The 25,635-nt window shown below is 61.9% G+C and carries 23 protein-coding genes, 1 tRNA gene and 1 other RNA gene; 18 read left to right on the plus strand and 7 right to left on the minus strand.

Annotated features, from left to right (window positions below; genetic code table 11):
* Positions 1–93: 93 nt before the first annotated feature.
* The 3 genes from EHW12_RS11175 to EHW12_RS11185 form a co-directional block, all read right to left on the minus strand.
* Positions 94–972 carry a sugar phosphate isomerase/epimerase gene (locus EHW12_RS11175; protein ID WP_007731288.1) on the minus strand — a complete coding sequence of 293 codons (879 nt, stop codon included), beginning with the start codon at positions 970–972 and terminating at the stop codon, positions 94–96.
* 213 nt (positions 973–1,185) lie between these two features.
* Positions 1,186–2,112: an aldo/keto reductase gene (locus EHW12_RS11180; protein WP_039973210.1), complete on the minus strand. Its 927-nt coding sequence runs from the start codon at positions 2,110–2,112 to the stop codon at positions 1,186–1,188.
* Positions 2,113–2,524: 412 nt separating this feature from the next.
* Positions 2,525–3,109: an XRE family transcriptional regulator gene (locus EHW12_RS11185; RefSeq protein WP_125050628.1), complete on the minus strand. Its 585-nt coding sequence runs from the start codon at positions 3,107–3,109 to the stop codon at positions 2,525–2,527.
* Between the two features lie 65 nt (positions 3,110–3,174).
* On the opposite strand from EHW12_RS11185, the gene EHW12_RS11190 reads away from it, so the two are divergent.
* The 3 genes from EHW12_RS11190 (at position 3,175) to ssrA (ending at position 6,154) form a co-directional block, all read left to right on the plus strand.
* A complete protein-coding gene (locus EHW12_RS11190; RefSeq protein WP_070159648.1) occupies positions 3,175–4,122 on the plus strand; it encodes an NAD(P)/FAD-dependent oxidoreductase in 948 nt (315 codons plus the stop codon).
* A 20-nt stretch (positions 4,123–4,142) separates the two neighbouring features.
* On the plus strand, positions 4,143–5,717 hold the full coding sequence (locus tag EHW12_RS11195; protein ID WP_042450076.1) for an SDR family oxidoreductase: 1,575 nt from the start codon (positions 4,143–4,145) through the stop codon (positions 5,715–5,717).
* A gap of 66 nt (positions 5,718–5,783) precedes the next feature.
* Positions 5,784–6,154, plus strand: a transfer-messenger RNA (tmRNA) gene (ssrA, locus tag EHW12_RS11200).
* A 115-nt stretch (positions 6,155–6,269) separates the two neighbouring features.
* Here ssrA and EHW12_RS11205 read toward each other — a convergent pair.
* From EHW12_RS11205 to EHW12_RS11215, 3 genes are all read right to left on the minus strand, one after another.
* Positions 6,270–7,250, minus strand: coding sequence for an alkaline phosphatase family protein (locus EHW12_RS11205; protein ID WP_125050630.1), 981 nt, complete (start codon positions 7,248–7,250; stop codon positions 6,270–6,272).
* A gap of 101 nt (positions 7,251–7,351) precedes the next feature.
* Positions 7,352–8,635, minus strand: coding sequence for an HNH endonuclease signature motif containing protein (locus EHW12_RS11210; RefSeq protein WP_125050632.1), 1,284 nt, complete (start codon positions 8,633–8,635; stop codon positions 7,352–7,354).
* A gap of 109 nt (positions 8,636–8,744) precedes the next feature.
* A complete protein-coding gene (locus tag EHW12_RS11215) occupies positions 8,745–9,566 on the minus strand; it encodes a GNAT family N-acetyltransferase (RefSeq protein ID WP_125050634.1) in 822 nt (273 codons plus the stop codon).
* A 53-nt stretch (positions 9,567–9,619) separates the two neighbouring features.
* On the opposite strand from EHW12_RS11215, the gene EHW12_RS11220 reads away from it, so the two are divergent.
* From EHW12_RS11220 to EHW12_RS11285, 14 genes are all read left to right on the plus strand, one after another.
* Entirely contained in the window at positions 9,620–10,252 is a 633-nt protein-coding gene (locus tag EHW12_RS11220; RefSeq protein WP_030534974.1) for an alpha/beta fold hydrolase, read from the plus strand.
* Positions 10,249–11,529, plus strand: a complete 1,281-nt coding sequence (locus EHW12_RS11225; RefSeq protein ID WP_125050636.1) for an FAD-dependent oxidoreductase — start codon at positions 10,249–10,251, stop codon at positions 11,527–11,529. The genes EHW12_RS11220 and EHW12_RS11225 overlap by 4 nt, the downstream gene beginning before the upstream one ends.
* Positions 11,520–12,263, plus strand: a complete 744-nt coding sequence (locus EHW12_RS11230) for a DUF1365 domain-containing protein (protein ID WP_125050638.1) — start codon at positions 11,520–11,522, stop codon at positions 12,261–12,263. Before EHW12_RS11225 ends, EHW12_RS11230 begins: the two co-directional genes overlap by 10 nt.
* Entirely contained in the window at positions 12,260–13,549 is a 1,290-nt protein-coding gene (locus EHW12_RS11235) for a cyclopropane-fatty-acyl-phospholipid synthase family protein (protein ID WP_007731299.1), read from the plus strand. The genes EHW12_RS11230 and EHW12_RS11235 overlap by 4 nt, the downstream gene beginning before the upstream one ends.
* A complete protein-coding gene (locus EHW12_RS11240; RefSeq protein ID WP_125050640.1) occupies positions 13,546–14,862 on the plus strand; it encodes a cyclopropane-fatty-acyl-phospholipid synthase family protein in 1,317 nt (438 codons plus the stop codon). Before EHW12_RS11235 ends, EHW12_RS11240 begins: the two co-directional genes overlap by 4 nt.
* On the plus strand, positions 14,859–15,662 hold the full coding sequence (locus EHW12_RS11245; RefSeq protein WP_037130102.1) for a DUF1295 domain-containing protein: 804 nt from the start codon (positions 14,859–14,861) through the stop codon (positions 15,660–15,662). Before EHW12_RS11240 ends, EHW12_RS11245 begins: the two co-directional genes overlap by 4 nt.
* 23 nt (positions 15,663–15,685) lie before the next feature.
* Entirely contained in the window at positions 15,686–16,063 is a 378-nt protein-coding gene (locus tag EHW12_RS11250; protein ID WP_125050642.1) for a CrcB family protein, read from the plus strand.
* Positions 16,060–16,404: a fluoride efflux transporter CrcB gene (crcB, locus tag EHW12_RS11255; RefSeq protein WP_003942344.1), complete on the plus strand. Its 345-nt coding sequence runs from the start codon at positions 16,060–16,062 to the stop codon at positions 16,402–16,404. The genes EHW12_RS11250 and crcB overlap by 4 nt, the downstream gene beginning before the upstream one ends.
* Positions 16,405–16,501: 97 nt before the next feature.
* The gene (gene pgm, locus EHW12_RS11260) at positions 16,502–18,139 is read left to right on the plus strand and encodes a phosphoglucomutase (alpha-D-glucose-1,6-bisphosphate-dependent) (RefSeq protein WP_125050644.1); all 1,638 of its coding nucleotides are present in this window, start codon (positions 16,502–16,504) and stop codon (positions 18,137–18,139) included.
* A 42-nt stretch (positions 18,140–18,181) separates the two neighbouring features.
* The gene (locus EHW12_RS11265; protein WP_125050646.1) at positions 18,182–19,435 is read left to right on the plus strand and encodes an MFS transporter; all 1,254 of its coding nucleotides are present in this window, start codon (positions 18,182–18,184) and stop codon (positions 19,433–19,435) included.
* 25 nt (positions 19,436–19,460) lie between these two features.
* On the plus strand, positions 19,461–19,949 hold the full coding sequence (locus EHW12_RS11270; protein ID WP_003942318.1) for a MauE/DoxX family redox-associated membrane protein: 489 nt from the start codon (positions 19,461–19,463) through the stop codon (positions 19,947–19,949).
* A 42-nt stretch (positions 19,950–19,991) separates the two neighbouring features.
* Positions 19,992–20,735, plus strand: coding sequence for a DsbA family protein (locus EHW12_RS11275; protein ID WP_007731305.1), 744 nt, complete (start codon positions 19,992–19,994; stop codon positions 20,733–20,735).
* Between the two features lie 145 nt (positions 20,736–20,880).
* Positions 20,881–20,953 (plus strand) — tRNA-Ala (locus EHW12_RS11280).
* A gap of 225 nt (positions 20,954–21,178) precedes the next feature.
* Entirely contained in the window at positions 21,179–22,294 is a 1,116-nt protein-coding gene (locus tag EHW12_RS11285) for an FAD-dependent oxidoreductase (protein ID WP_125050648.1), read from the plus strand.
* Between the two features lie 10 nt (positions 22,295–22,304).
* Here the strand turns inward: EHW12_RS11285 and EHW12_RS11290 are convergent, their stop codons facing one another.
* Positions 22,305–24,839 (minus strand): alpha/beta fold hydrolase, encoded by a 2,535-nt coding sequence (locus tag EHW12_RS11290; protein ID WP_073512992.1) that lies wholly within the window; start codon positions 24,837–24,839, stop codon positions 22,305–22,307.
* Positions 24,840–25,017: 178 nt separating this feature from the next.
* Here EHW12_RS11290 and EHW12_RS11295 point away from each other — a divergent pair, with 178 nt between their 5' ends.
* Positions 25,018–25,620: a lipocalin family protein gene (locus EHW12_RS11295; RefSeq protein ID WP_058038590.1), complete on the plus strand. Its 603-nt coding sequence runs from the start codon at positions 25,018–25,020 to the stop codon at positions 25,618–25,620.
* Positions 25,621–25,635 lie beyond the last annotated feature (15 nt).

A 25,635-nucleotide genomic window follows, 5' to 3' on the forward strand; every position in this document is an offset into this window, starting at 1 on the left:
TGAACTGGTCTCCGATTGGCGGAGTGGCCAAATTGGAAAACGCGGCGGCGGTGCGAGTTTGGTACCGCACCAAACTCAGGGCCTCGGGATAGCTCATGACGGCTCGACAATGCCCGCGGGCGAGCCAAATTCAGTACTCCGCAGGAACATCCGAGTGGCCGCGGAAAGGTGGGCCACGGTTTCCTCCGGATCTCCGATATCAGCGGTGAACACCTCGACTCCCAACACGACGTCGGGAGCCACGACCCCCAACGACCGCACAATCTCCGCGATCGGCGCCGTTCCCTCGCCAGGAGCCAGGCGGCCGGTCATCGGTACATAGGGATCGTGGCGGCCAGGCTGGACACGATCGCTGATCTGCACTTCGAATACCTGACCATGGGTAACCTCTGCAAGCTGGGTCGGCGTACCACCCGAGCGCAGAAAGTGCCAAGTATCGAACAGGATTCCAACGCCGGGGTGGTCGGCTCGCCGGACGATGTCCAACGCCGCACCGAGATCCGGTATTCCTGTGCCGGGGATGAACTCCAGACTGACACGAACTCCGACCTCGGCTGCGCGGTCGGCGACTTGTCGCACCGCCGACGCCAGCGCGTTTCGCTTCACTGTCGGATCACCCAAGAAATGGGCGACGTTGAGAGTGCGAGCGTGAAGCGCCTCAGCGGCTTCGAGACACTCGTCGAGATCTACCATGAGCTTGCGCCAGTGTGGAGGTACCTCATCCAGTCGAGCAGAGCCGGGTAGGTAGGTCATGAGCGCATCGATCACGCCAACAGTCACACCTAGATCGTCCAGGCGCTCCCGCACTCGGGAGTCGGCACTCTTCACAATCGAATATTGCGAGGGATGAACAGTGATCTCTGGAAAGCCGCCCCTACGGGCCAACTCGGCGAGCTGTATCAAATCAGCGTGTGGGATGCATCCCCAGCAGAGGGCAGTGCCCTCGATTGGCTGCACAGCCTGGTAGGTCATCGATGGCCACTTCTCTTCGTCACTCACACACACTCGGAGGTGATGTGCTGGTCCTGTTGTTGCGACTGCCGGCGGAACGAATACGGTCGACGCGGCTTACAGGTTGGAAGTCCAACATTGGACTGCGAAAGCGAGCTACCACTGCGCGGGCCGCTTGTTCTTTATCTGGCTGCTCGGCAGTCAAATCAGCAAAAGGAGTTGAACCGCAGACTTTCAGGGGCGCGAAGGCAGCGCCGCAAGAACGTCGTCGTCGAGCTTCCACTCCGCGGCGGCAACATTTGATCGCACTTGTTCGGGGTTCATCGCACCGATGATCACAGAGGGAACGCTCTCCTGCGCGCACAGCCACGCTATGGCGAGTTCGAGTATCGAGTGTCCGTACGCTTGTGCGAACGCTGACAGTTTCTCCACGTACTCGAAGTTCTCTTCCGTTGCCAGTGTGGCGAAGTACGGCGCACTGGCTAGTCGGCTGCCGGTCGGAAACGGCCGTCGCATCGTGTACTTACCGGTGAGCATTCCGGAAGCAAGCGGAAAGAAAGGGATGATTGACATTCCGACCTCGTGTGCGGCGGGAACAATGTCTGCCTCGATCGCGCGGTTGAGCAAATTCCATTCGACCTGGTTCGCCAATAAATGCGATGCGCCAGTACCGGTGGCGATGCCCTCGGCCTGCCTCATCTGATCCGCGGAGTAGTTCGAGCAAGCTACGTGGCGGGCTTTCCCTTTGGCTACCAGCCCATTCAACGCCTCGATGGCCTCCTCCAGTGGAGCATCGGGGTCAGGGACATGCTGGTAGTACAAGTCGATTCGATCGGTGCTGAGTCGCCGCAAGCTTGCCTCACAGCTATCCTCGATGCTTCGTGCGAGTACTCCGGGCTTGTAATCGACCTCACGCGGGCGTGGAATCGCTTTGGTGGCGATTACCACCTGGTCTCGTTGACCTGCGAGCGCCTTGCCGAGGATTTCCTCCGAGCGCCCGTTTCCGTACATCGTCGCTGTGTCAAAGTGGGTGACGCCCTCATCGAGGGCGGTACGGACGACCTCCGTACTCCCCTCAGGGTCCAGTCGGGTACCAAAGTTGTTACACCCTAGGCCAATACGCGAGACTTGAAGATCGCGCGCGAGTTGTCGTAATTCCATGTCATTCCCCTTGTTTTCGCCACATACGTGAATTCGTCGCCCCGCGAACTCGACGAATGATTGGACGCAAGATCAATTACCCTGCAAGAGCTCTGAGCGGTCGGCAGGCCCTGTGGGACGAACGAACATCTACATTCCATACATCGACAAGGTGGGTCCGCCGAACCACTTCATCGGAGCGATTCAAATCGTGCACGAGCCCGGACCGCAGTAGGAAGTGGTTTTTCCACTCATCGGGATTCCTCTTCTCGGTCATGATGATTCATCGGGCTAGCTATCTCGCGCGGAGACAGGCGGCGTGGTACAACAGTTGGCATTGGTTTGGCCGGATTCTCAGTCATCTCTCAACGATGTGCACCCGCTCCACCGAGTCACCCGCTTGTAGATGTCCTCGCTTCTCGGAGAATTTTCTTCAGCCGCGTCTGTCGGCCGGCGCTGCGCGTAGGTGAACCCGCTCGCCTTGTTTTCCGAAGAGGCTGATCGCCTCGGCCGGCCGGCCGTCGGCAGCACTGATGCGGTGCGGGATGTGCGTGTCGAACTCGGCGGCCTCGCCTGCCCCCATGATGAAATCCCGGTCGCCGAGTTGGAGTCGGATGCGCCCGGACAGAACGTAGACCCACTCGTAGCCCTCGTGGGTTCCCGGCTCGCGATCGTCGTCGGTGGGGGAGATGATCGTCTTGTAGGCCTGGAGGTTGCCGGGTTGACTGGTCAGCGGAATGACCGTCATGCATCCGACCGTTCGAGGTTCTTCTCGAACGCGCGGATCTTTGATCTTGCTGTTCACCAGGTCGTCCAACGGGACGCCGTGTGCCTTGGCAATCGGCAGCAGAAGCTCCAAGTTGGCTCGGCGAGTACCGGATTCGAGTCTCGACAGTGTGCTGACGCTGATGTCGGTGGTCTCCGACAGGTCGGCCAGGGTCATCTCGGACTGCTGGCGCAACGCACGTAGGCGAGGGCCGATGCCGGCTAGTACGGCTTCGAACGATGTTTCGGTCATTCACTCATTTTGCCAAAGTGGCAACAGTGTTTGTCAAGACTGCGTTCTCTTGTCATTCTGGATTCATGACGCAGAACTCATTCGACGTAGCAGTAATCGGAGCCGGTGCGGCAGGCCTCAACGCCGCACTCATTCTCGGTCAGGCACGCAGATCCGTGATCGTCTTCGACAACGGATCGCCACGGAACGCGGCCGCCGACCACATGAACGGATTCCTCTCCCGTGACGGCATGAACCCGGCAGAATTGTTGACCATCGGCCGAGGTGAGGTCCGCAAATTCGGCGGCGAGTTCCACGACGGCACCGTTGTCTCCGTGACACGGGACGGCGAGAAATTCTCGGTAGAACTGGCTGACGGCAGCAAGATTCAGGTGCGCAAGGTGCTTGTTTCGACGGGTCTGACGGACCGCCTGCCGGTAGAACTCGAAGTCTTCGGCGAGCGTTGGGGACGCGATGTGTTGCACTGCCCGTACTGCCACGGGTACGGCGTGCGTGATCAGCCGCTCGGCGTGATCGCCAAGAGCGCGGAATTTGCGATGCACCAGGCGCTCATGGTTCGCCAGTGGTCCGATGACGTGGTTCTCTTCCTTCATCGCATCACCGAACTGAGTTCCGAAGATCGGGAAAAGCTTGCGGCTCGCGGTATTTTGATCGTCGAGGGTGAGGTTGCCGGTCCCGTCGTCGAGGATGATCGGTTGGTGGGCGTGCGGTTGGCCGACGGCAGTGTGGTCGCGCGTTCGGCGGTCTTTGTCGGTGGCGCCCTCACGATGGACCCCAACGATGCGATCTTGCGCGCATTCGGTGCGCAGCGCGCCGAGACGATGATGGGCGATTTCGTCACAGTCGACATGATGGGGGCCACAAGCGTGCCCGGCGTGTTCGCCGCGGGCAATGTCGTGGACCCGGGTGCCCAGGTCATCATGGCCGCAGCCGCCGGGGCGAAGGCCGGAGCGGGGATCAACATGATGTTGACCAACGACGACCTCGGGGTTGCACTCGCGCTTCGCAGTTGAATTGTGCGTAGCGTGGGGTGATGGACGCAGTGAGAGTGTTGATCACGGGTGCGACCGGATACATCGGCGGACGTCTTGCCCCTCGCCTGGTCGAAGAGGGCCATCGAGTTCGAGTGGTGGTGCGCAGCCCGGAGAAACTACGCGATGTTCCCTGGCACGATTCCGTGGAGATCAAGCGCGGGGATCTGACCGACAGTGGCACCCTCTCAGGTGTTTTCGACGATATCGACGTGGTCTACTACCTCGTTCACGCCATGGGTGGGGGAGGGTCGTTCTCGGATATCGACAAGCGAAGCGCGGAGAACGTCGCCGCCGCTGCCCGCGATGCGGGGGTGCGACGGATCGTCTACCTGGGCGGGCTTCATCCGTCCGACCGAGAGTTGTCGACTCACTTGCAGTCCCGGCTCGAAGTCGGTCGGATCCTGCTCGACTCCGAGGTTCCGACGGTTGTGTTCCAAGCTGGAGTGGTGATCGGATCGGGTTCGGCGTCCTTCGAAATGGTGCGCCACTTGACCAATCGGCTTCCGGTGATGACCACACCCAAGTGGGTGCACAACAACATTCAGCCGATCGCGGTGCGTGACGTACTCCACTATTTGATTGCAGCCGCGGCGACGACGCCGGAGGTCAACCGCGCCTTCGACATCGGTGGGCCGGATGTCATGCAGTACGGCGAAATGATGAACACCTACGCCGACGTCGCTGGATTGGTACGCCGACGCATCCTCGTCCTGCCCGTCCTGACCCCGCGTCTGGCAGGTCACTGGGTGGGATTGGTCACGCCGATCCCACGAGGTTTGGCGATGCCCCTGATCGAATCCCTGCAGAACGACGCGGTGATGCACAATCACGACATCGACGGCTTCATCCCGCCTCCCGCCGAGGGCCTCACGCCGTATCGAGAAGCGGTGCGGCTGGCACTTCGAAAGATCGAGACTGGTGAGGTGGAGACGGCGTGGTCCGGTGCAACGATCGCGGGCGCTCCATCCGATCCTCTTCCATCCGACCCGGATTGGGCCGGCGAAGCGGTCTACGTCGATCATCGCGAACGTGACTGCGCGGCGGATCCGAAAACCCTCTGGTCGGTGGTCGAGTCGATCGGCGGCGAGAACGGTTGGTATTCATTCCCTTTGGCGTGGGCCATTCGGGGGTGGATGGACCGCGCGGTCGGTGGTGTCGGACTGCGCCGGGGCAGGCGGGATCCACGCCGGCTCAACACGGGCGAAGCCCTGGACTTTTGGAGGGTCGAAGAAATCGATCGAGGCAAGTTGCTCCGATTGCGCGCCGAGATGAAGGTCCCGGGCGGAGCATGGTTGGAGTTGCGAGTATCAGAAGGCCCAGCCGGTGCCGACGGACGGCCGGTGGGTTCCCACCTCGATCAACGCGCGGTCTTCTTCCCTCGCGGGCTCGCGGGTCGGGCGTACTGGTATTCGATCCTGCCTTTCCACGGAGTCGTCTTCCAGGGGATGATCACCAACATCACCGGTGCCGCCGAGCGTGAGATGGCTGCGGTGCAGGAAACGGGTGCAGTGCAGGAAGCGGGTGCAGTGCAGGAAACGGCTGGGCCGAAGGACACGGAAAGTGCCGCCGATTAATTGGTATGACTTCCGAACTTCGGCGCGTTATAGTGAATAGCCCCACGAAAGACGCGGGGCACACACGGGGCTGAACGGTTTCGACTGCGTGTGTTGAGTTAGGGGAAGCGTGTCGGTGCAGGCAAGAGACCACCGTAAGCGTCGCTGCAAACCTATAAGCGCCGATTCCAATCAGCGCGACTACGCTCTCGCTGCCTAAGTAGCGAAGCGTGTCTGTCAGCCCGGGGTTGCCCTCGACCCGGTTCCTGGCATCAGCTAGAGGGCTTTACTGTTCGGCTCGGTCACGGAGTCGAATGGGACATCAAACAGTGACTGGGATCGTCATCCTGGCTTGTTCGCGAGACTGGGAGATCCAAGTAGAGACTTAGCGAACTGCACACGGAGAAGCCCTAGCGATTCAACGTAGGACCCGGGTTCAATTCCCGGCAGCTCCACAACAGGTCGGGCCGGAGAGCACACGCTCTCCGGCCCGACCTTTTTGCTGCCTTTTTGCTGCCTTTTTGCTGCTGTCTTGCTGCGGCACTCTGCTGTGTGGCCCGGGCCTTCTTGCGATCAGGAGCCGAAGAATCCCAGGTCGACCGAGCCGACGAAGCCGGGAGCTTCCTTGGCCAGCGGCTTGCCGTCCAGATCGGCAGGCAATGCAACGCCCAGGCTCTGGAGGATTGTCGGGGTGATGTCGGCGATCGTGTACGAGTCTGTGTTCTTACCGGCCGCGTATCCCGCGCCGCGTGCTATGACGAATGTCGTCGCTTCCGCGGGTGTCTGACCGCCGTGCCCACCGGCGGGCTTGTGCCCGTGATCCGCAGTGACCAGTACAGTCCACTTCTCGCCGGTCTTTGCTGCGCGCTGATCGACGGCATCGACAATCTTGCCCACCTGAGCATCGACCGAGGCGATGGACTCTTCGTACGCAGCGCCGTTGGTGCCGCCGCTATGTCCCGCGCCGTCCACCTGATCGAGTTGGGTGAAGATCAGGTCAGGTCCCTTGTCTGTGATGTCGCGGGCGACGGCGTCTGCCGTCGCAGCGTCGGTGGCCGCTCCGGAACCTGCATCGGCCGTGGTCACGACAACGTCGGCTTTCGGTGTCCCACTGGAGGCGATGTTGTCGATGCCGCCCCAGGTGGAGATCGATTCGGTGAGGAGGGAGGGCTTTGCTGTTTCCAGCCGGGTGAAGACGCTCGGGTAGAGGTCGAAGCGGGCGCCCGCGTACGTGTTGTCCTTGACTCCGTGCTTGGTATCCCAGACTCCGGTCAGGATGGTCGACCACGACGGTCCGGAGATGGTGGTGTGGCCGAGGATGGAAGATTCTCCGCTGGTTCCTTCGGCGATCAGCTTCTGGAGGCGGGGAGCGTCGGCGATCTTGATGTGGCTGAGCATAGTGCCGTCGAGGCCGATGACAACTGTCTTCTCGGCGGCCGACGGATTGAGGTCGGACGATCCGGGAATTGCTGCAGCAGTTGCAGTTCCGGCAGCAACAGCGCCGGCGAGGAGGAGTGTGATAGCGGCTGAGGTGCGTGCGATTTTCTTGGTCACGCTAAGCATCTTGCGATAGGACTAGACCAATTGCACTACCTGGATGTGAGGGTTGTCCTGTTGTTCACGGTAGATTCAGATTGGACTAGACCAATGTTTCCTCAGGCAGCCCAACCGTCGAGGATGACGCTGACCGCGTGATCGAGGTGAAGGGGCTCGCCGTCCCATCTTGGGATGATCGCGTCGTCGGGTATGTCTCCGCGCAGTAGGCCATCAGCGAATCCCTCGGTCGGTGGTGCTGGGTCGATGACGTCACCATTGGCGTAAAGGAACTCGAACTTCTGCTCGCCGAGAGCAGTGATCGTGAACTGGCCGTCATGCAGCGCGCGGTGGCAGGTGCCGCACAGCATGATCAGATTGTCCAAGTCCGTATTTCCGCCGCGTCCCCAGAATTTCACGTGATGTGCGTGTAAGAAGCGAGTCCGCCCGCAACCCGGTGTGCGGCAACATCCGTCGCGGTAATTCAATGCCAGCATTTGTTTGGCGCTGACGACGCGGGTCCTTCGGCCCAGATTCAAAACGCATCCCTCCTTTGTCGTTCCCAGGCGAAGTTTCGCGTTGCAGAGCACTTCCTCGGCGGCACTTTGGGGGAGCGCGGGTCCACTCGGTACACGGACGGTGTTCGCTTCGTGGAAGAACACAACTTCGTTCGCGGCGGCCTTGGACGTGCGGTCTGTGACTGCGGCGGTGGCGAGCTCTGCCATCGCGACGAGTCCTGGTCCGATATTTCCGGCCGGGTTCTTTGTAGCCTTCTCGTCGACAGGGCGGATGGCAGCGGTTCGGGTGCGTTCACGTTCCGCCACCGCCAATGCTGCGAGGATTCGGGCGCCGTCCTGTGCGGGCAGGCGTCCTTTGATGACAAACTCGCCCGTATCCGAGTCCCAATGCCAGCGGACCTGAAGATGTTCGGGCGCTTTGCTTTTGCCGGATTCATTGTCGGTTGCTTTACGCAGACCTGCGGCGAGACGATCGATCTGGGCTGCGGGCGCCTCGCATCCGAACCGAACCATCTGCTTTTCGTTTGACGGCGTGGTGACCCGGGTGAGTGCGCGAACCTTCGAGTAGGACAGCCGGCCTTGCTCGAAGGCCTTCCGCATCTCGGGCAAAGGTCGGAGCGCTTTGGCGACGCGAACATATTCCCTGCCGGTGTGCAGGCTCATTCCACATTTCCACGACAGCCAGTGGGCGCATGAATGCAGTCCAGGGCCGGACCAGCCGCGGTCTTCGTCGAACTTCGACAGGAGGGTGAGGAATCGAGCCGTGGCCGCGGCGATCTGGCCGGCGAGAGCGCAGATTTCGGAGCCGAGTTGCTCTACGTCGCTTCGGGTGGAACCCTGCGTTTCTTCATTGATCAGTGCTGCGGTATCGGTCAGTTCTGCGTTCATCGTTGCCCCCGGCGCGTGTCCGACATTGTTTCGAATGTACGTTCGATAATAGATGCCAGTACCGACACACATCCGTGGATGAGGACGGAAAGCGTCCCCGCGGGGACGTCTAACCGCTGCCGATCGAGTACTCGGCGTAGGTACCGACATCCTCGAAGCCAGCGTTTCGATAGAGCTGTGCGCCGTCGCTGGACGCCTGAAGTACAGCGGTTCGGGCACCTCGCTCGCGGGCGATGTCGAGTGCGGCAAGGGTGACCGCCGAGCCGAATCCGCGTCGGCGCGCCGTTTCGAGTGTGACGACCCCATACAGTCCGGCGACGTCGGCGGCAAAATGGACCTCGGCTCCGGCGACAGGCTGGGAGTTCGCGTATCCCACGACAAACGAACTCCGCGAGCGCTCATCGAGGATGTCATCGGCGGTGTCTTCGAAGAAACGTATTACTGCGGTTGAGGGCGGCGACCAATTGGCGGCCATCACGGCGGCGTAGTCGGCGAGCTGCGAACGAGTCGTCACTCGCTGAACGCACAGTTCTGAGACAGGCGTTGGGCGTGGGACGACGTTCAAGTCTGCCGTCATCGCTCTTTCTTCCTCGGAGCGCACGCAGCCGACGGCTGACAAGCGAGCGCCGAGGTCAGAGGGCTTGTCGCGCGGACCTGTCCACCAGGAGAACGGACGACCGGTTGCTCGAAGCCACGCGAGTACGTCGAGTAGTCGTCGGTCTTCTTCCGGGCCTTCAGCAGCAGGTACAGCGAAGCGCGCACCAGCGATGATGTTGAAAGTGTCGTCGGTGAGGCCGCTGTCTGCGACGACAACATCTGCAGAGACCGTGACCGATCCCGTCGGCAAGTGTTCATGCAGGTGGCAGGCATGGGATACCAAGTTGGCGTCCATGGCGTCGAGGACATCGCCGACGAGTGCTTCACGATTCACAAAAGAAATTCTACGAACCCCATCCAAATGGTTTTCGGCTCCGAATGCCGTGTATGACGCCCAACCGACGGCAACAGCAGGACGGTGACCAGCACCTGGTGGTGCTAGTGCTGCCTGGAGGAAAGGTATCGAGCCATCGCCCGGCTCGCGCCTGGCATCTGTCCAACCTTCGGATGTGCCCGTTCACCGCTCAGCTTCGCCTCTCCGGTGTGAAAGCGGTGCAGGCTCGCTATCGAGTTCGAGGTTGGAACGGTGCCGAGCGCAGTCCGGTCGCCGACGCCCGCGCCGCACTCGACGCGATAACGAAACGTAATGCACAAGCTCGGGTGATTTTGCTGGGGCACTCGATGGGCGGACGGGTCGCCGCCGAACTGTGTGGCGATCCGGCGGTGGTCGGTGTGGTTGCGCTGGCGCCGTGGTGGCCCGATGGAACGTCGGTGAATCTGCATTCGGACACACCACTGGTTGTGCTCCACGGCACGGCCGACTCGTGGACCGACCCGGCAGCGTCTCGTCGGAAAGTTGACGAACTGCAGAAGTCGGGTAAGAGCGCTGAATGGATCGGCATCGACGGCGCAGGCCACTTCATGCTCCGTCGGGCGGCGACTTGGCATCGCCTCGTCGCGGATGCAATCGCAGGAATGAGTCGCGGGGTAGCCGCAACAAAGATGGGAGAACGACGATGAGTTCCGACAAGCGCAAGGTGGCCGTCGTCGGTAGTGGTGTCGCAGGTCTGACAGCGGCGTGGGTGCTCAGTAAGGACCGTGACGTCACCCTCTACGAAGCGGATTCACGGCTCGGCGGGCACGCGGACACCCATTCGGTCACCGACCCGGAAGGGCGAAGCCTCGCCATCGACACGGGGTTCATCGTCCACAACGATCGCACCTATCCGACATTGTTGCGATTGTTCGCAGAACTCGATGTGCCTACGCAGGAATCCGATATGAGCATGTCGGTCAGGTGTGGGGGGTGCGGGCTCGAGTACTCGGGAGGCCAAGGTTTGCGCGGCGTTCTCCCGACGCCGGGGCTCCTTGTCAACGGCAGCTTTCTGTCGATGTTGATGGAGGTCAAGCGCTTCCATCGCCGTGCCCGAGCCCTGCTCGACAACACGGATCCGTCGGCACCCGACCAGACACTGGGGGTGTTTCTGCGCAGCGGCCGGTTCTCCGACTACTTCACCGCTCACTTCATGACTCCGCTCGTGTCGGCAGTCTGGTCGTGTGATCCCGGCTCGGCGCTGAAATATCCCGCGCGGTACCTGTTCTCGTTCCTCGATCACCACGGAATGCTGAGCGTCACTGGATCGCCGACCTGGCGAACAGTCACCGGTGGATCGGGCGAATACGTTCGTCTCGTCGCCAAAAGTATCGGGGATATCCGCCTGAACACGCCGGTTCGCGCCGTCCACCGGTTCGACGATCGCGTAGACATTCGTGACGGCGACGACCAGATCCAGACCTTCGACGCAGCCGTGGTCGCAACGCATCCGCAGCAAGCACTGAAGATTTTGGCGGATCCGACGCCTGCCGAATCCCAGGTCCTCGGCGCAATGCCGTACTCCGTCAACCACACCCAACTTCACACCGACGAAAATGTGCTGCCCGGCAACACCAATGCGCGCGCGTCGTGGAACTACTACATCCCTGAATGCAACGCGAAGCCGGATCACGTTCTGGTCAGCTACGACATGACGAGGTTGCAGCGGCTCCCGGAGACTGGCCGGCGCTACCTAGTGACCTTGGGGGGAGGCGAAATGGTGTCCCCGGACTCGGTGATCGATCAGATGACCTACGAGCATCCGCAGTACACACCCACCTCCGTCGCCGCTCAAGCGCGGCTTCCCGAGTTGGACTCGGACGTGCTCGCGTTTGCCGGTGCGTACCACGGATGGGGTTTCCACGAGGACGGTGCACTCTCTGGCCTGCGCGCCGCCGAACGCGTCGGAGGTCGGTGGCCGTGACCGCACCCATCACGCCGTCCATCGTTCATACGAGCATTCGGCACGTACGAACGGAGCCGTTGCACAACGAGTTCGAGTACCGAAGCTACAGTTGGCTCGTCGACGTCGACGATTTGCCCGAGCTTCCGAAGGCTTTGCGGCCCTTGGCGAAGTTCGACGCCGGGGATCACCTCGGCGACCCCACTCGATCGATTCGTGCCAACGTCGAGACTTTTCTGGCAACCAACGGATTGGAGTTCGCCGGCGGTCGCATCCTCATGCTTGCGAACGCGCGTGTGTTCGGCCATGTGTTCAACCCGCTGAGTGTGTTCTGGTGTCTGAACGACGACGGCAGTCAGCGGTGCGTCGTTGCCGAGGTTCACAACACCTACGGCGAACGGCACTGCTACCTGCTCGAAACCGACGAACGTGGCGGGGTTCGCACGTCCAAAGAGTTCTACGTATCTCCGTTCAACGATCTGGACGGCGAGTACCGGATGCGACTTCCGCTACCCGACACCGCGCTCGCGCTCTCGATAGTTCTGGCCCGTGACGGCAAGGCGCCCTTCGTGGCCACGGTGTCCGGTCGTTGTGTGCCGGCGACGACGCGCGAGATCGTGCGCAGTGCGCTCGCCATCCCGCTGGCTCCGCTCCGAGTCGCCGCGCAGATCAGATTTCAAGGAATCCGGCTGTGGGCCAGGCGCTTACCCATCGTTCCCCGACCGCAACATCACCCGCAGGAGGCAGTGCAATGACCACAACCACTCTCGGCACCGAACCTTCCGCTCACACGATCGAAACCGAGCGGTGGCCGGGCGTCGCCACAGTGCCGAGCGGGCTCAAAGTGCGGGTTGCATCACCGGTTGCCCGCGCCCTGTTCCACAAGGCGGTCGCACGTTTGCCGCTGCGCGTCCAGATGCCCAACGGTGAGTTCTCCGGTGGCGGTAGCCCCGATTCGCCGTTGATGGTCATTCACCGCCCAGACGACTTCGCTGCTCGTGTGGGTGACAGTGGTTTGATCGGATTCGGCGAGTCGTACATGGCGGGCGATTGGGAAGCATCCGACCTCACTGCGGTCCTGGAAGTCTTCGCCTCCCGCGTGGCGACGCTCATTCCCGACTTCCTGCAGCGGCTACGAGGCCTCTACATTCCGAAGCAGCCTCGCAGTGAACGGAATTCGACGCAGAACACGCGCTCGAACATCTCCCGGCACTACGACCTCTCGAACGAGATGTTCGAACTGTTCCTCGACGACACAATGACGTATTCCAGTGCCCTCTTCGAGGATCTGTCGGTAGGAGCGACCCCGTCGTGGGACGTGTTCGCAGCGGCGCAGCATCGGAAGATCGATCGACTGCTGGATGGCGCAGGTGTCGGACCCGGTTCGCGAGTGCTCGAAATCGGCACAGGCTGGGGAGAATTGGCGATCCGAGCTGCCCAACGGGGAGCGACGGTGCGCTCGGTGACACTTTCGGTCGAACAGCAGGAATTGGCAGCGAAGCGGATAAGCGCTGCGGGACTGGCAGATCGCGTTCAGGTCGACCTTCTCGACTATCGGCAGGTACAGGGGGAGTACGACGCCGTTGTGTCGGTCGAGATGATCGAGGCCGTCGGCCACCAGTACTGGGGAAGCTACTTCCAGACGATCGACGCCCTGCTGGCGCCGGGTGGGCGCGCGGCGATCCAAGCCATCACGATGCCGCACGATCGAATGCTCGCGACCCGCAACACCTACACCTGGGTGCACAAGTACATCTTCCCCGGCGGATTTCTCCCGTCGGTGCGGGCGATCGAGGACGTCACCGAGCGCATGACAACGCTGCGGGTGCGTGAGCGGATGTCGATGGGCGATCACTACGCGCAGACGTTGCGACTGTGGGACGAGCGATTCAGCGCTCGCACCGACGAGGCGTCCGCGCTCGGGTTCGACGCAGTGTTCGCGCGCATGTGGCATTTCTATCTCTGCTACTCCGAGGCGGGGTTTCGGTCGGGGTATCTCGACGTCCAGCAAATTGTTCTCGATCGGAGGAACCAGCGATGACTGCCACAGTGGATCGAACGACACAAGGTACCGGCGTTGCGGGTCGTCTCTCGGACATCCTCAGTCCACTTGTCGGCGGCGAACTTCCGGTGCGGTTGACTGCATGGGACGGCAGCACAGCAGGTCCGGAAGATGCTCCGAAGGTGACGCTCTACAGCCCGAACGTTTTGCGACGCTTGCTCTGGAATCCCGGCGAGTTGGGGGCTGCGCAGGCGTATGTTCTCGGTGAACTCGACGTCGAGGGCGATCTAGGCGATGCACTCACACACGTGTGGAAGGTGTCTGCCGAGCGGGGGCTCGGGTCGATTACCCCGACACCGTCGCTCGTCTTGGCCGCGGTCAAGGCTGCGCGATCCTTCGGTGCTTTCGGGAGACCTTTGGCTCCGCCGGCGTCGCAGGCTCAGGTGAAGGGGCGCCTGCACAGCCTCGCCCGCGACCGCGAGGCGATCGGGCACCACTACGATTTGTCGAACGATTTCTACCAATTGATCCTCGATGAGAACATGGCGTACTCCTCGGGCTATTGGACTTCCGATGCACCGGACTACACGCTCGAAGACTCACAGACAGACAAGCTGGACCTGGTGTGCCGCAAGGTCGGTCTCGATCGAGCGCGAGGCTTGCGGTTTCTCGATGTCGGCTGTGGTTGGGGCTCGCTCAGTCTGCATGCAGCGCGGGAGTACGGCGCCAGGGTTGTCGGAATCACGATCTCGGCGGAGCAGAAGGCTTTTGTCGACGCGAAGGTCCGCGCGCTCGGTTTGGAAGACTGGGTCGAGATTCGCCTCCAAGATTATCGAGAGATTCCAGACGGTCCCTTCGATGCGGTCGCGTCCATCGAGATGGGTGAGCACGTCGGTGAGGACAACTATCCGACCTACGTGAAAGCGCTTCACGACAATGTTATTGCCGGTGGCCGTGTGCTGATTCAGCAGATGTCCCGCACTGGCCCGCACCCCGGGGGAGGTCCGTTCATCGAGTCGTTCATCGCGCCGGACATGTACATGCGGCCCGTCGGTCGCACTGTTGCGATGATCGAGGAAGGTGGACTCGAAGTGCGGGACGTCCACGCCCTGCGTGAGCACTACGTGCGGACCGTCGACGCGTGGATCGAGACCTTCGAATCGAACTGGGATCGCGTCGTGGAACTCGTAGGTGTCGAAGTCGCTCGGGTGTGGCGTCTCTACCTCGTCGGCGGAGGAATGGCATTTCGGGACGGCAGGATGGGCGTCGATCAGATTCTGTCGGTCCGGCCGCACGGTGATGGTCGATCGGGTATGGAACCGGTACGGCCGCAGTGGGTGTCGCGGCGATGAACGGATTCGACTGGGGCGCGTTCGGAGTGGTCACACTCACGAGTCTGCTGGCGATCGCCGTCGGAATGGCGGTGACAGCCACGATCGGTGTACGGATCGGGCGCCACAACGTTGTCGACGTGTCGTGGGGCGCCGGCTTCGTTCTGATCGCGCTCGTGTCCGCGATAGTGGGAACCGGCGACCTCTGGCGCCGGTTGCTGATGCTTGCGCTCGTGGCGATCTGGGGTCTGCGGTTGGCGACGCACATGGCGATTCGATCGCGTGGCAAAGGTGAAGACCCGCGGTACGAAGAAATGCTCGGACGAGCGACGGGTAATCGAACGCTGTATGCGATCCGCAAGATCTATCTCACGCAGGGGATTTCGTTGTGGTTCGTCTCCCTGCCGATCCAGGTCGCAGCAGTGTCGAACGGCAGCTTCGGACTTCTTGTCGTACTCGGAATCGCGCTGTGGATTGTCGGCGTCACGTTCGAGACGGTCGGCGACCGACAGATGGAGGAGTTCAAATCCGATCCGGGCAGCCGTGGCCACATCATGGATCAAGGTTTGTGGGCATGGACGCGGCATCCCAACTATTTCGGCGACGCGTGCGTCTGGTGGGGGATCTTCCTCGTCTCGGCGTCCGTGTGGCCGGGGGTGTTGACCGTCCTCTCACCGATCGCCATGACGTACTTCCTGGTCTTCGCCACCGGAGCGCGGTTGCTCGAGCGACACATGGAACAGCGTCCGGGCTATCGCGAGTATCAGCAGCGGACAAGTTACTTCATTCCTCGCCCGCCGAAAGCCCGCTCCGGGACGTAGGCTCTTTCGGGTGAGGCCAGAGCATGGGTGATCTGAAACTGCCGGCTGCGGTGTGCGCGGTTGCCGTCGGCGGAGGGTTGGGCGCGCTCAGCCGCTACGGTCTGGGGGAGCTCTTTTCCCACATCTGGACGACGCTGGTCATCAACGTCGTCGGCTCGTTCGTTCTCGGTGTTCTCGCGGCCCTGCTCGTGCACAACAAGGTTGGGTACCTCTTTCTCGGCACGGGCTTCTGCGGCGGCTTCACCACCTTCTCGTCCTTCGCGGTTCACGCCGTGACGGAGAGTCCGTGGCGATCGATTCTCTATGTTCTCGGGACGCTGATTCCCGCGATCCTCGCTGCAGCACTGGGCAAAGGGCTCGGTGAACGCTGGATCCGCACGCGGGACGGAGCGTCGGCATGACAGTTCTCCTGGTGGCACTCGGCGGCGGCGCTGGTGCGAGTGGCCGGTACCTGTTGGCGCGGTATGTGCCCGCGTACAAGGGATTTCCGGCTGCGACGTTCGCCGCGAACGTGATCGGCTGCTTCCTCCTTGGATTGTTCACCGGGGCAGCTCTTTCCACCGAGATGGCCGCACTTCTGGCGACCGGCTTCTGCGGCGGCTTGTCCACATATTCGACCTTTGCGACCGAGAACGTCGGGATGATCGAGAGGCGCCAGACGGCGCTTTCTCTGATCTACATCGTCCTCAGTCTGATCGTGGGACTGTCCGCTGCGTGGTTGGGAATCCAGATCACGGATTGACGGATCCGGCGCCGAGCGTGCACGCCACGCGGCCAGGGTAGACAATTGTCCACAGTCGCGTCGACACAGTGGTCGACCACCGGGCCGAGGGGGATTCGTGGCGCACGAACGAGCAGGACAAGTGGCTCTGCCAGAGGATCTGATCAATGTTCCTCATCTGGTCACCGCCTATTACACGCGCACTCCGGATCCCGAGAACCCGATGCAGCAGGTACTTTTCGGCACTTCAGGACATCGCGGTTCCAGTCTCGACTCGGCGTTCAACGAAGCTCATATCCTGGCGACAACCCAGGCGATCGTCGAGTACCGCGCTTCGCAGGGAATCGACGGCCCGCTGTTCATCGGCCGGGACACACATGCGCTCTCGGAGCCTGCCTGGCTGTCGGCCTTGGAGGTCCTCGCCGCCAACGACGTCGTCGTCCTCGTCGATTCACGCGACGCCTACACTCCCACCCCGGCTGTCAGTCACGCGATCTTGCGATACAACTCGACGGGTCCGGAGGCCAAAGCCGACGGCATCGTCGTGACACCGTCACACAATCCGCCTCGTGACGGTGGCTTCAAATACAACCCGCCGCACGGCGGGCCCGCGGACACGGATGCGACGTCGGTTATCGCCGATCGAGCGAACGAGCTACTGCGCAAGGGGCTTTCCGGGGTACGGCGTGTGACGGCAGCACAAGCGCTGGACCGCGTCGAACGCTACGACTTCCTCCGCTACTACGTCGAAGACCTCCCCAGTGTCCTCAACCTCGACGCGATCCGCGATGCCGGAATCACGATCGGTGCAGACCCCCTCGGCGGGGCAAGCGTCGACTACTGGGGCGCGATTGCCGAAACTCACCGACTCGACCTCGAAGTTGTGAATCCTCTCGTCGATCCGACCTGGCGGTTCATGACGCTCGATACGGACGGCAAGATCCGCATGGACTGCTCGTCGCCCGACGCGATGGCGTCGCTGATCGGGATTCGGGATCGCTACGACATCGCGACCGGAAACGATGCGGACTCCGACCGTCACGGCATCGTCACTCCCGACGGCGGTTTGATGAACCCGAATCACTATCTGGCCGTTGCCATCGAGTACCTGTTCGCGAACCGGCCAGGTTGGGGCGCAGATACCAAGGTCGGCAAGACCCTCGTGAGTTCCTCGATGATCGACCGTGTCGTGAGCAGCCTGGGCCGCGATTTGCTCGAGGTTCCGGTCGGGTTCAAGTGGTTCGTTCCCGGATTGCTCGACGGGTCTGTGGGATTCGGCGGCGAGGAAAGCGCCGGCGCGTCCTTCCTCCGACACGACGGTTCCGTCTGGACGACGGACAAGGACGGCATCATCCTTGCGTTGCTCGCGTCGGAAATCACCGCGGTGACGGGAAAGTCTCCGTCAGCGCACTACGCCGCGTTGGCCGAGAAGTTCGGGAGCCCGGCGTACGCACGTATCGATGCGCCCGCGACACGCGCACAGAAGGCAGTCTTGGCAAAACTGTCTCCCGACCAGGTGAGTGCAACCGAGCTGGCGGGTGAACCGATCACGGCGACACTGACCGCGGCGCCCGGAAACGGCGCGGCGATCGGTGGTCTCAAGGTGACGACGGAGAACGCGTGGTTTGCAGCGAGGCCGTCCGGCACGGAGGACGTGTACAAGATCTATGCCGAGTCGATGAAGGGCGCCGATCATCTGGCTCAGGTTCAGGCAGCGGCCAAGGACTTGGTGTCCGGCGTCTTGAAGGCGAACTAGCCCGCGGACCGCTCATGTCGCCCGGCTAGAATTCCGGGCGACATGAAAACTCGTGCAGCCAAGCTGCCACAGGAAATTTGGGTACTGGTCGCCGCCAGCTTCGTCATCGCCCTCGGATTCGGGTTGGTCGCCCCGGCACTACCTCAGTTCGCGCGCAGCTTCGACGTATCGGTCACCGCCGCCACGATCGTGATCTCGTCTTTCGCTTTCATGCGGTTGGTGTTCGCGCCGATGAGCGGCACTTTGGTACAGAAACTCGGTGAGCGGCCGGTCTACATCGTCGGCCTTCTCATCGTCGCGGTCTCGACCGGTGCGTGCGCTTTCGCGGGGGAGTACTGGCAACTTCTGCTGTTCCGGTCGTTGGGCGGCATCGGGTCGACCATGTTCACGGTGTCGGCCCTCGGGCTGATCATTCGCATGTCACCGTCGGACAGTCGCGGCCGCGTGTCGGGTCTGTACGCGACAAGCTTTCTCATGGGATCGATCGGCGGCCCGCTGGTCGGCGGTGCGCTGTTGCAGTTCGGTCTGCGGATGCCGTTCATCATCTACGCAATTGCGTTGGTGATCGCCGCGCTCGTTGTCTTCGTGAGCCTGCGTGGATCTCATTTGGCGTCACCGGACAAGGCTGTCGATGTGAAGTCGATGACTCTCACAGAAGGCCTCCAGTCTCCGGTGTACCGGGCAGCGCTCGGATCGAACCTCGCCTTCGGTGGCGTGATCTTCGGAGTTCGCGTTGCCATGGTTCCCCTGTTCGTCGTCGAGTTCCTCGGCCGAGACCCCTCGATTGCGGCCTACGCCCTGACGATCTTCGCCGTCGGCAATGCGTTGGTGTTGATCGTCTCCGGACGACTCTCGGACCGCTTCGGACGCAAGCCCTTTGTCGTGAGCGGCCTACTCATCTGCGGTCTGGGAACCATCGCAATGGGATTCACCGACAACCTCGTGGTGTTCTTCGCCATTGCCGCAGTGACTGGTGTCGGCTCCGGCCTCATGAGTCCGGCCCAGCAGGCCGCGGTTGCCGATGTTGTCGGATCGACGGCCCGAGGTGGACCCGTTCTGGCGGTATTCCAGATGATGTCCGACATCGGTGGGGTAGTGGCGCCGATTTGTGCCGGGCTGATCGCCGAGTATGTGTCGTACTCTGCGGCCTTCGCGGTGATGGGAGCGGTTGTCGTCGTGTCGGCTACAGGGTGGTTGTTCGTCCCGTCGCGAACGAAGCCTGTCGAATCCGTTGTAGAAGATCTGACTGATGTGACGGTGCTAACGGATACTCCTGCGCGGACAAACCTGGACTGACCGGGCATTCTGTACTCTCGATCGGGTGGCAATTCGCATCGTGAGTCTTGTGGCCCGATTGGGTTTGGCGGCCGTCTGGCTGATTTCCGGGGGACTCAAGTTCTTTGATCCCGTTCAGACGAAGATCGCGGTGCGCGCCTATCAACTATTGCCCGAGTCACTGGTGGGTCCGGTGGCGACGGCTCTTCCCCTGGTCGAAATAGTCCTGGGCCTGCTGATCCTCGTCGGGTTGGCGGTGCGAGCATCCGCTGCAGTCTCGGTGGTCATCCTCACGGTTCTCATTGCGGTGATCATTTCGGTGTGGGCCAGGGGATTGTCCATCGACTGCGGATGTTTCGGCGGCGGAGGTGCAGCCGACGTCGGCGCTTGGGACTATTCGAAGGAGATTCTCCGCGACCTGGGCTTCTTGGCACTTGCCGTCTGGCTGCTCGTGTTCCCGCGTTCGCCACTCGCGTTGGGGCCCGGATCACGCGCGGCGTTCTCAGTGGATACTCAGTCTTCAGTGGCAAGGTAAGCAATCGGTAAATCGTTTCGACGCACGAAGGACTGCATCAGCGTGAGCACCAAGAGCAGCAAGAACAAATACTCGCCGGAACCGGTCTCGAGCCGCTCCACCTACATCATCGGTGGCCTCGCGGTGCTCGTGATCGCGGCCCTCGTCATCGGCGGTGTCTTGTGGACGAACAGCAAGAACAAGCCCCAGAACGACGGTTACGGCTCCGTGCAGAGTTCCGAAGTTGCCGTCACGGTGCAGGACAACGGAGTGGTGCTGCTCGGCAAGCCCTCCGCCGCGACAACCATTGATCTCTTCGAGGATCCGCTGTGCCCGGCTTGTGCTGCGCTCGAACACCTCAGTGGCCAGGCTCTCGCGGCCGCTGTCGACAACGGTGACGTCGCCGTGCGGTACCACATGCTGAACTTCCTCAACCGGGCGTCGGGCAGCGGTGACTACTCCACACGGGCCGGCGCTGCGCTCCTGTGCGTTGCTCAGGGCGGCGACGCGATCGCGTACTCCGCATTCCACAACAAGCTTTTCGCGACCGACACGCAGCCGGCCGAGGGCGGCAGCAGCGACCACACCAACGACGACCTCGCCCAGATCGCTCGTGATGCGGGCGCATCCGAGGACGTGGCAACCTGCATCTCTTCCGGTACCAACGTCGAAGCCGCCGCGGCCAATGCCGCAGCCGCCAGCCAGGCGCTCAAGGATGTCGGGTCGAACGGGACGCCCACGGTTGTGGCGAACGGCAAGATCGTTGACACAGGCAGCAGCGACTGGGTTTCCAAGCTCTCCTCTTGAGCTGGAGCGGCCGCTTCGACAAGGAGCGGCCGCTTCGCTCTGACCAGGCGATTTGTTGCCCACGAGTCAAGTGGTGTAACTTTCTTCCAGCAAGCGGAAAGCAGAACAGCCGCTGCGAGTTCGACTGTTAGAGCGAACTGAATACGGGGCTATGGCGCAGCTGGTAGCGCACCACACTGGCAGTGTGGGGGTCAGGGGTTCGAGTCCCCTTAGCTCCACCCGAACGAATGCTCTGCACCAATCGGTGCAGAGCATTTGTTGTATTCGAGCCAGTGTTGTGTTGTCGACCCTGTGTTTTTCGAGTCTCTATTGCATGCAGCACAGTTCTGCCTAGATGTGTCGACCGCCATAACGCCAGGGCGTCAATGTTCAATAACGTCCGCGATGAGGCCTGATCATCCCGTGCATTCTCAGCATGGGGACCGTTGGCGGAACGGAGAACCATGAGTGCACACGTGGTGATAATCGGGGCAGGATATGCGGGCGTCATGGCAGCGAAGCGACTGCTGAGAACTCGGTCGGACATCACGGTGACCGTCGTGAATCCGCGCCCACACTTCGTGCAAAGAATCAGGCTCCATCAGATGATCGCGGCTGGCTACGACGCGACGGTCTCGTTCGACAGGGCGCTACCGCGTGCGGCACACCGAGTATTCGGGACGGTGACGGACATCGACGCCGCGGTCAGCAGGCTTACCCTCGACGACGGCAGTGTGCTCGACTACGACTATCTGGTCTACGCAGTCGGAAGTGGGCAGTTACCCAGCACTATCGGCGGGGCGGCGGAGCACGGGTTCAGCGTCTCCGAATTCGAGGACGCGGTTCGCCTCGAATCCAGACTGGCGACACTCGACGGGAAGGCTACGGTCTGTGTTGTCGGCGGCGGTCTCACCGGAATCGAGACTGCCGCAGAATTGGCTGAGCAGCGAAGCAGCCGAATCACTTTGGTGACCGGAGGAATCGTGGCCCCGGATCTGTCAGAGCGTGCGCGATCTGCAATTCTCAGAACATTGACCGATCTTGGGGTCGACATCGTCACCGAATCCCGGGTTACACGGATTGACGGTTCGTCCTGCGAGCTTGCGGGAGGCGCACGGGTGGAGGCAGATTGCACGATTCTCGCGACAGAATTCGGGGTCCCCGAGCTGGCGCGCCGAAGTGGCCTTCCCGTCGACGGTCTCGGTCGTCTGAAGGTCGACGACCGACTCGAATGCTCGTCCCACCCCAACATCGTCGGTGCGGGTGATGCTGTCGCAGTCGGTGATCTTTCACTGAGGATGAGTTGTCAGGCTGCGATTCCCTTGGGAATCCATGCGGCCGAGACGATCCTGCATCGACTCGAAGGTTCCGCGCCGCGCCCGGTGGCTCCGAAGTTCGCAGGCCGGTGCATCAGTCTCGGGAGGCGGCGAGGTGTGTTCCAGCGGACCACTCGTGTCGACGACGCAGCGGGCATGTTCATCGCAGGCAGGGCGGGTGCGTTCGTCAAGGAACGAGTGTGTTCGTCGACGACCGACTGGGCACTCACTCCCCGCCGCTCTTTCTTCTACAGCTGGACATGAGCAGCGCTGGTCACGCTCGATCACAGACTCGATCGATGATCGCCGCAGTCTTGCGGACGTACGGTTGGCGGACGACGTCTTCGTGGCACGCGTCGACGTCGTCGAAATCCAGTGAGCCTGTGGCAATGAGTGACCAGATCTCGCGTCCACGGTTGTTGGTGGCTCCACGGATCACGGTGACGGGCGCGGCGCATGCTCGTATCCGATGCTTCCGGAGCGCCTGGCCTCCGATGTAGAGGAACACGGTCCACTGGGTGGCCGGCGGGTACTGCAGAATGCCGGCGAACAGCGTGCGGATCCACATGGCCGCGACGGTGCGTCTGGTCGGCTTCCAGCGGGCATTGGAGGATGGTTGTGGTGCAAGGTCGACGATCGACGGATCCAAAGTGATGCCCGCTCGACCAGCCAGTCGTGCGGCAGCCTCGGTGGAGATTCTGGTGTCGAGAACGGTGACGTGTTCGACAGTGTCACCTGACTCGGACAGCTGTGTCGCCATTTCCAGCGCCACGTAGCCGCCGTACGAGTATCCGGCGAGGAGGTATGGCCCGGTGGGCTGAATCTTCTTGATTTCGAAAATGAAACGGCGGGCGCTTGCTTTCACCGACCGGTCGGGTAGTCCGCGAGATTCGAAGCCGTGTGGCTGAAGTGCGTAAACCGGCCGATCGGTGTGAAGCGCTTTCGACAAGGTGGACAGCGTCGTCGATGGGCACCCCGCTCCGTTCATGATGAACAGCGGTCGCCCGGAGCCTTCGAGCTTCAGTGGCACCATCGTGTTGTGACAGACGCGATCATCGGGATCGATTCTGCGCCGATCCACCAGCGCTGCAAGGTCTTTGACGGTACTGGCGGCCGCGAACTCCGCCGCCGTGATCCGGATCCGGAACATGTCGTGAATCTTTGCCACCACTTCGGTTGAAGCAAGCGAATCGCCGCCGAGTTCGAAGAAGTCGTCCTCACGGTCGATGGAGTCGATACCGAGAATCGACTCCCAGATCGAGGACAACCACAATTCGGCGGGCCCGGCGAGAGTCGGTGGAGTGGACCGCACCTCGACGGAGGGCAGCGCTGTTCGATCGACCTTTCCTCTTTCGTTGCGGGGCAACGCCGGCATCAGAACAAAATGTCGGGGGAGCATCCAGGCCGGCAGATATGTCGCCAATTCGCGCCGCATCTCGGCGCCCGACCGTGCCATCACGGCTTTGGTCAGGACCACGTAGGCGACGATCTCCGGTCGATCGTTCTCGAGGACGACGGCCACGAAAACATCGGCGACGCCTGGAATTCGACGAATATGCGCCTCGACTTCCATCGGCTCCACCAGGTAGCCCCGAATCTTGACGGCGTCGTCGACGCGTCCCCGCAGTTGCAGTTCTCCGCGTTCGTCGATGCGGCCCCGGTCACCGGTCCGGTAGATGCTCACTCCGTCGCCCAGTCGCGTGAATCGTGTTGCAGTTCGATCCGGGTCGCCGTGGTATCCGTCGGCAAGATCACTGGAGACAACCTGAATCTCTCCGATCTCTCCGTCGGGGAGAGGCACGCCGTTCACATCGACGATCTGTACGTCCTTGCCGTCGCGAGCACGTCCGGCCGGTACCACTCCGACGGGTAGTTCGGAATGTGGTGGGAACGCGTTGTACGCGACGACACCGGTCTCGGTGGTGGCCAGCCAGTTGACGTACGTGACGCGAGCGAAGCCGTGACTGCGATGGCGCGCGTAGTCCTCGCCGTGAACTGCTTCTCCGTACGTTACGACGACGCGTAGGGAACCGATCGAATCATCATTTGCTGCACCGCAATCGAGATCTGACCACGCCCGCAGAAAAGACGGCGCACAGTGCGTGGTCGTGATCGAATTCTCGATCAGCCAGTCGTCGATTCCCGAGACGCCGTCGATACGTGGATCCCAGCAGTAGACCGTGACTCCGTTCATAAGCCCCATGATCAGGGCCGTGATTCCGGCTCCGAAACTGACGGGCAACAGGTTCCCGATGTGATCGTCGGGTCGCAGGTCGATTGCTGCGGCGAGTTCGTCGGCCTTGTTCAGGCACATGGAGTGGCTCAACACGACTCCCTTGGGTGCCCCGCTGGTGCCTGACGTGAACGCGATCATTGCAGGGTCGGAACTCGATGGTTCCAACGCGCTGTCGAATCTGAAGCCCGTCGCAGCAGACTCGTCGAGTATCGACTGCAGCGGGACTGCACCCGAGGTGCTCATGATGTGCGCTCGGCGGGCCTCGGGGAGTTGTGGGTCGATCATGACCAAGGGCCGACCGGAAATCAGAGTGGCGAGGATGGCGGGCACCGACTCGGCCGTTGGTTCGAGATCGACCGCAACCGGGCGTGCCCCGTGTGACCCACGTAGGCGAAGTTCGCGGACCAATGCGTCGGTCCGGAGTTCGAGTTCGGCGAAAGTGATCCGGTCGCGCGGAGTCACGACGGCAACGGCGTCGTGCTGCATAGAGGTGACTCGGCGCCACCTCGACTCGATCGTCTCGTCGATGACTGCATAGCGAGTGCGTTCTAGACCTAAGTCGACAACCTTCATCACAGTAGCTCCGTCCGACTTTCAGCTATCTTTTAGCAAAGACTACATAAGGTTTGTGAAGTAGGTCCATAACAAACCAAAAGTAGTTTTACATACCGCCCCATCCTCCAGTCCGTCAGCTCCGAATGTCTTGAGGAACCAATGCCGATCGAGCGTTGTACAGACGAGGAGCAGTGACATGAAGTGGTCGGGGCGAAGTGCGATTGCGATTGCGGGAGTGTGCGCCGCAGCGACGATGTTTTCGGGAACCGCGCAGGCGAGCCCACTCTGGGAACCCTTGCAGCCGGTGGCGAACCTGGACGTCGCGCGCTACGTAGGGGAATGGAACCAGGTGGCGGCGATTCCTCAGCCCTTCAACCTCGCGTGCGCGAAGGACACCCGGGCGAGTTACGGGATTGTCGATTCCACGAACGTGAGCGTGAAGAACACGTGTACGACGTGGACCGGTCAAGCCAACGAGATCGTCGGGAATGCCCGAGTTACCGATCCAGCAACGGGTGCCCAGTTGCATGTGAGCTTCCCCGGGGTGCCCTCACAGGAAAGCTTGGACGGCCCACCCAACTACATCGTCACCTACATTGCCGACGACTATTCGTGGGCACTGGTGGGCGATCCGCTCAGGCTTTCCGGGTTCGTGCTCTCACGGTCGGCGGTCATCGACGCGGCAGGCTGGAGTGAGATCCGCCGGGTCGCCGAATCCCGTGGATACAACGCATGCACGATCCTGACGTCACCGACCACCGAGGGCACGTCGGACATCCGTCCGCTCTGCACGGTGTGAGTCTGCTGTCAGCGT

It is taken from the genome of Rhodococcus sp. NJ-530, assembly GCF_003860625.1.
Lineage (GTDB): Bacteria > Actinomycetota > Actinomycetes > Mycobacteriales > Mycobacteriaceae > Rhodococcus_F > Rhodococcus_F qingshengii.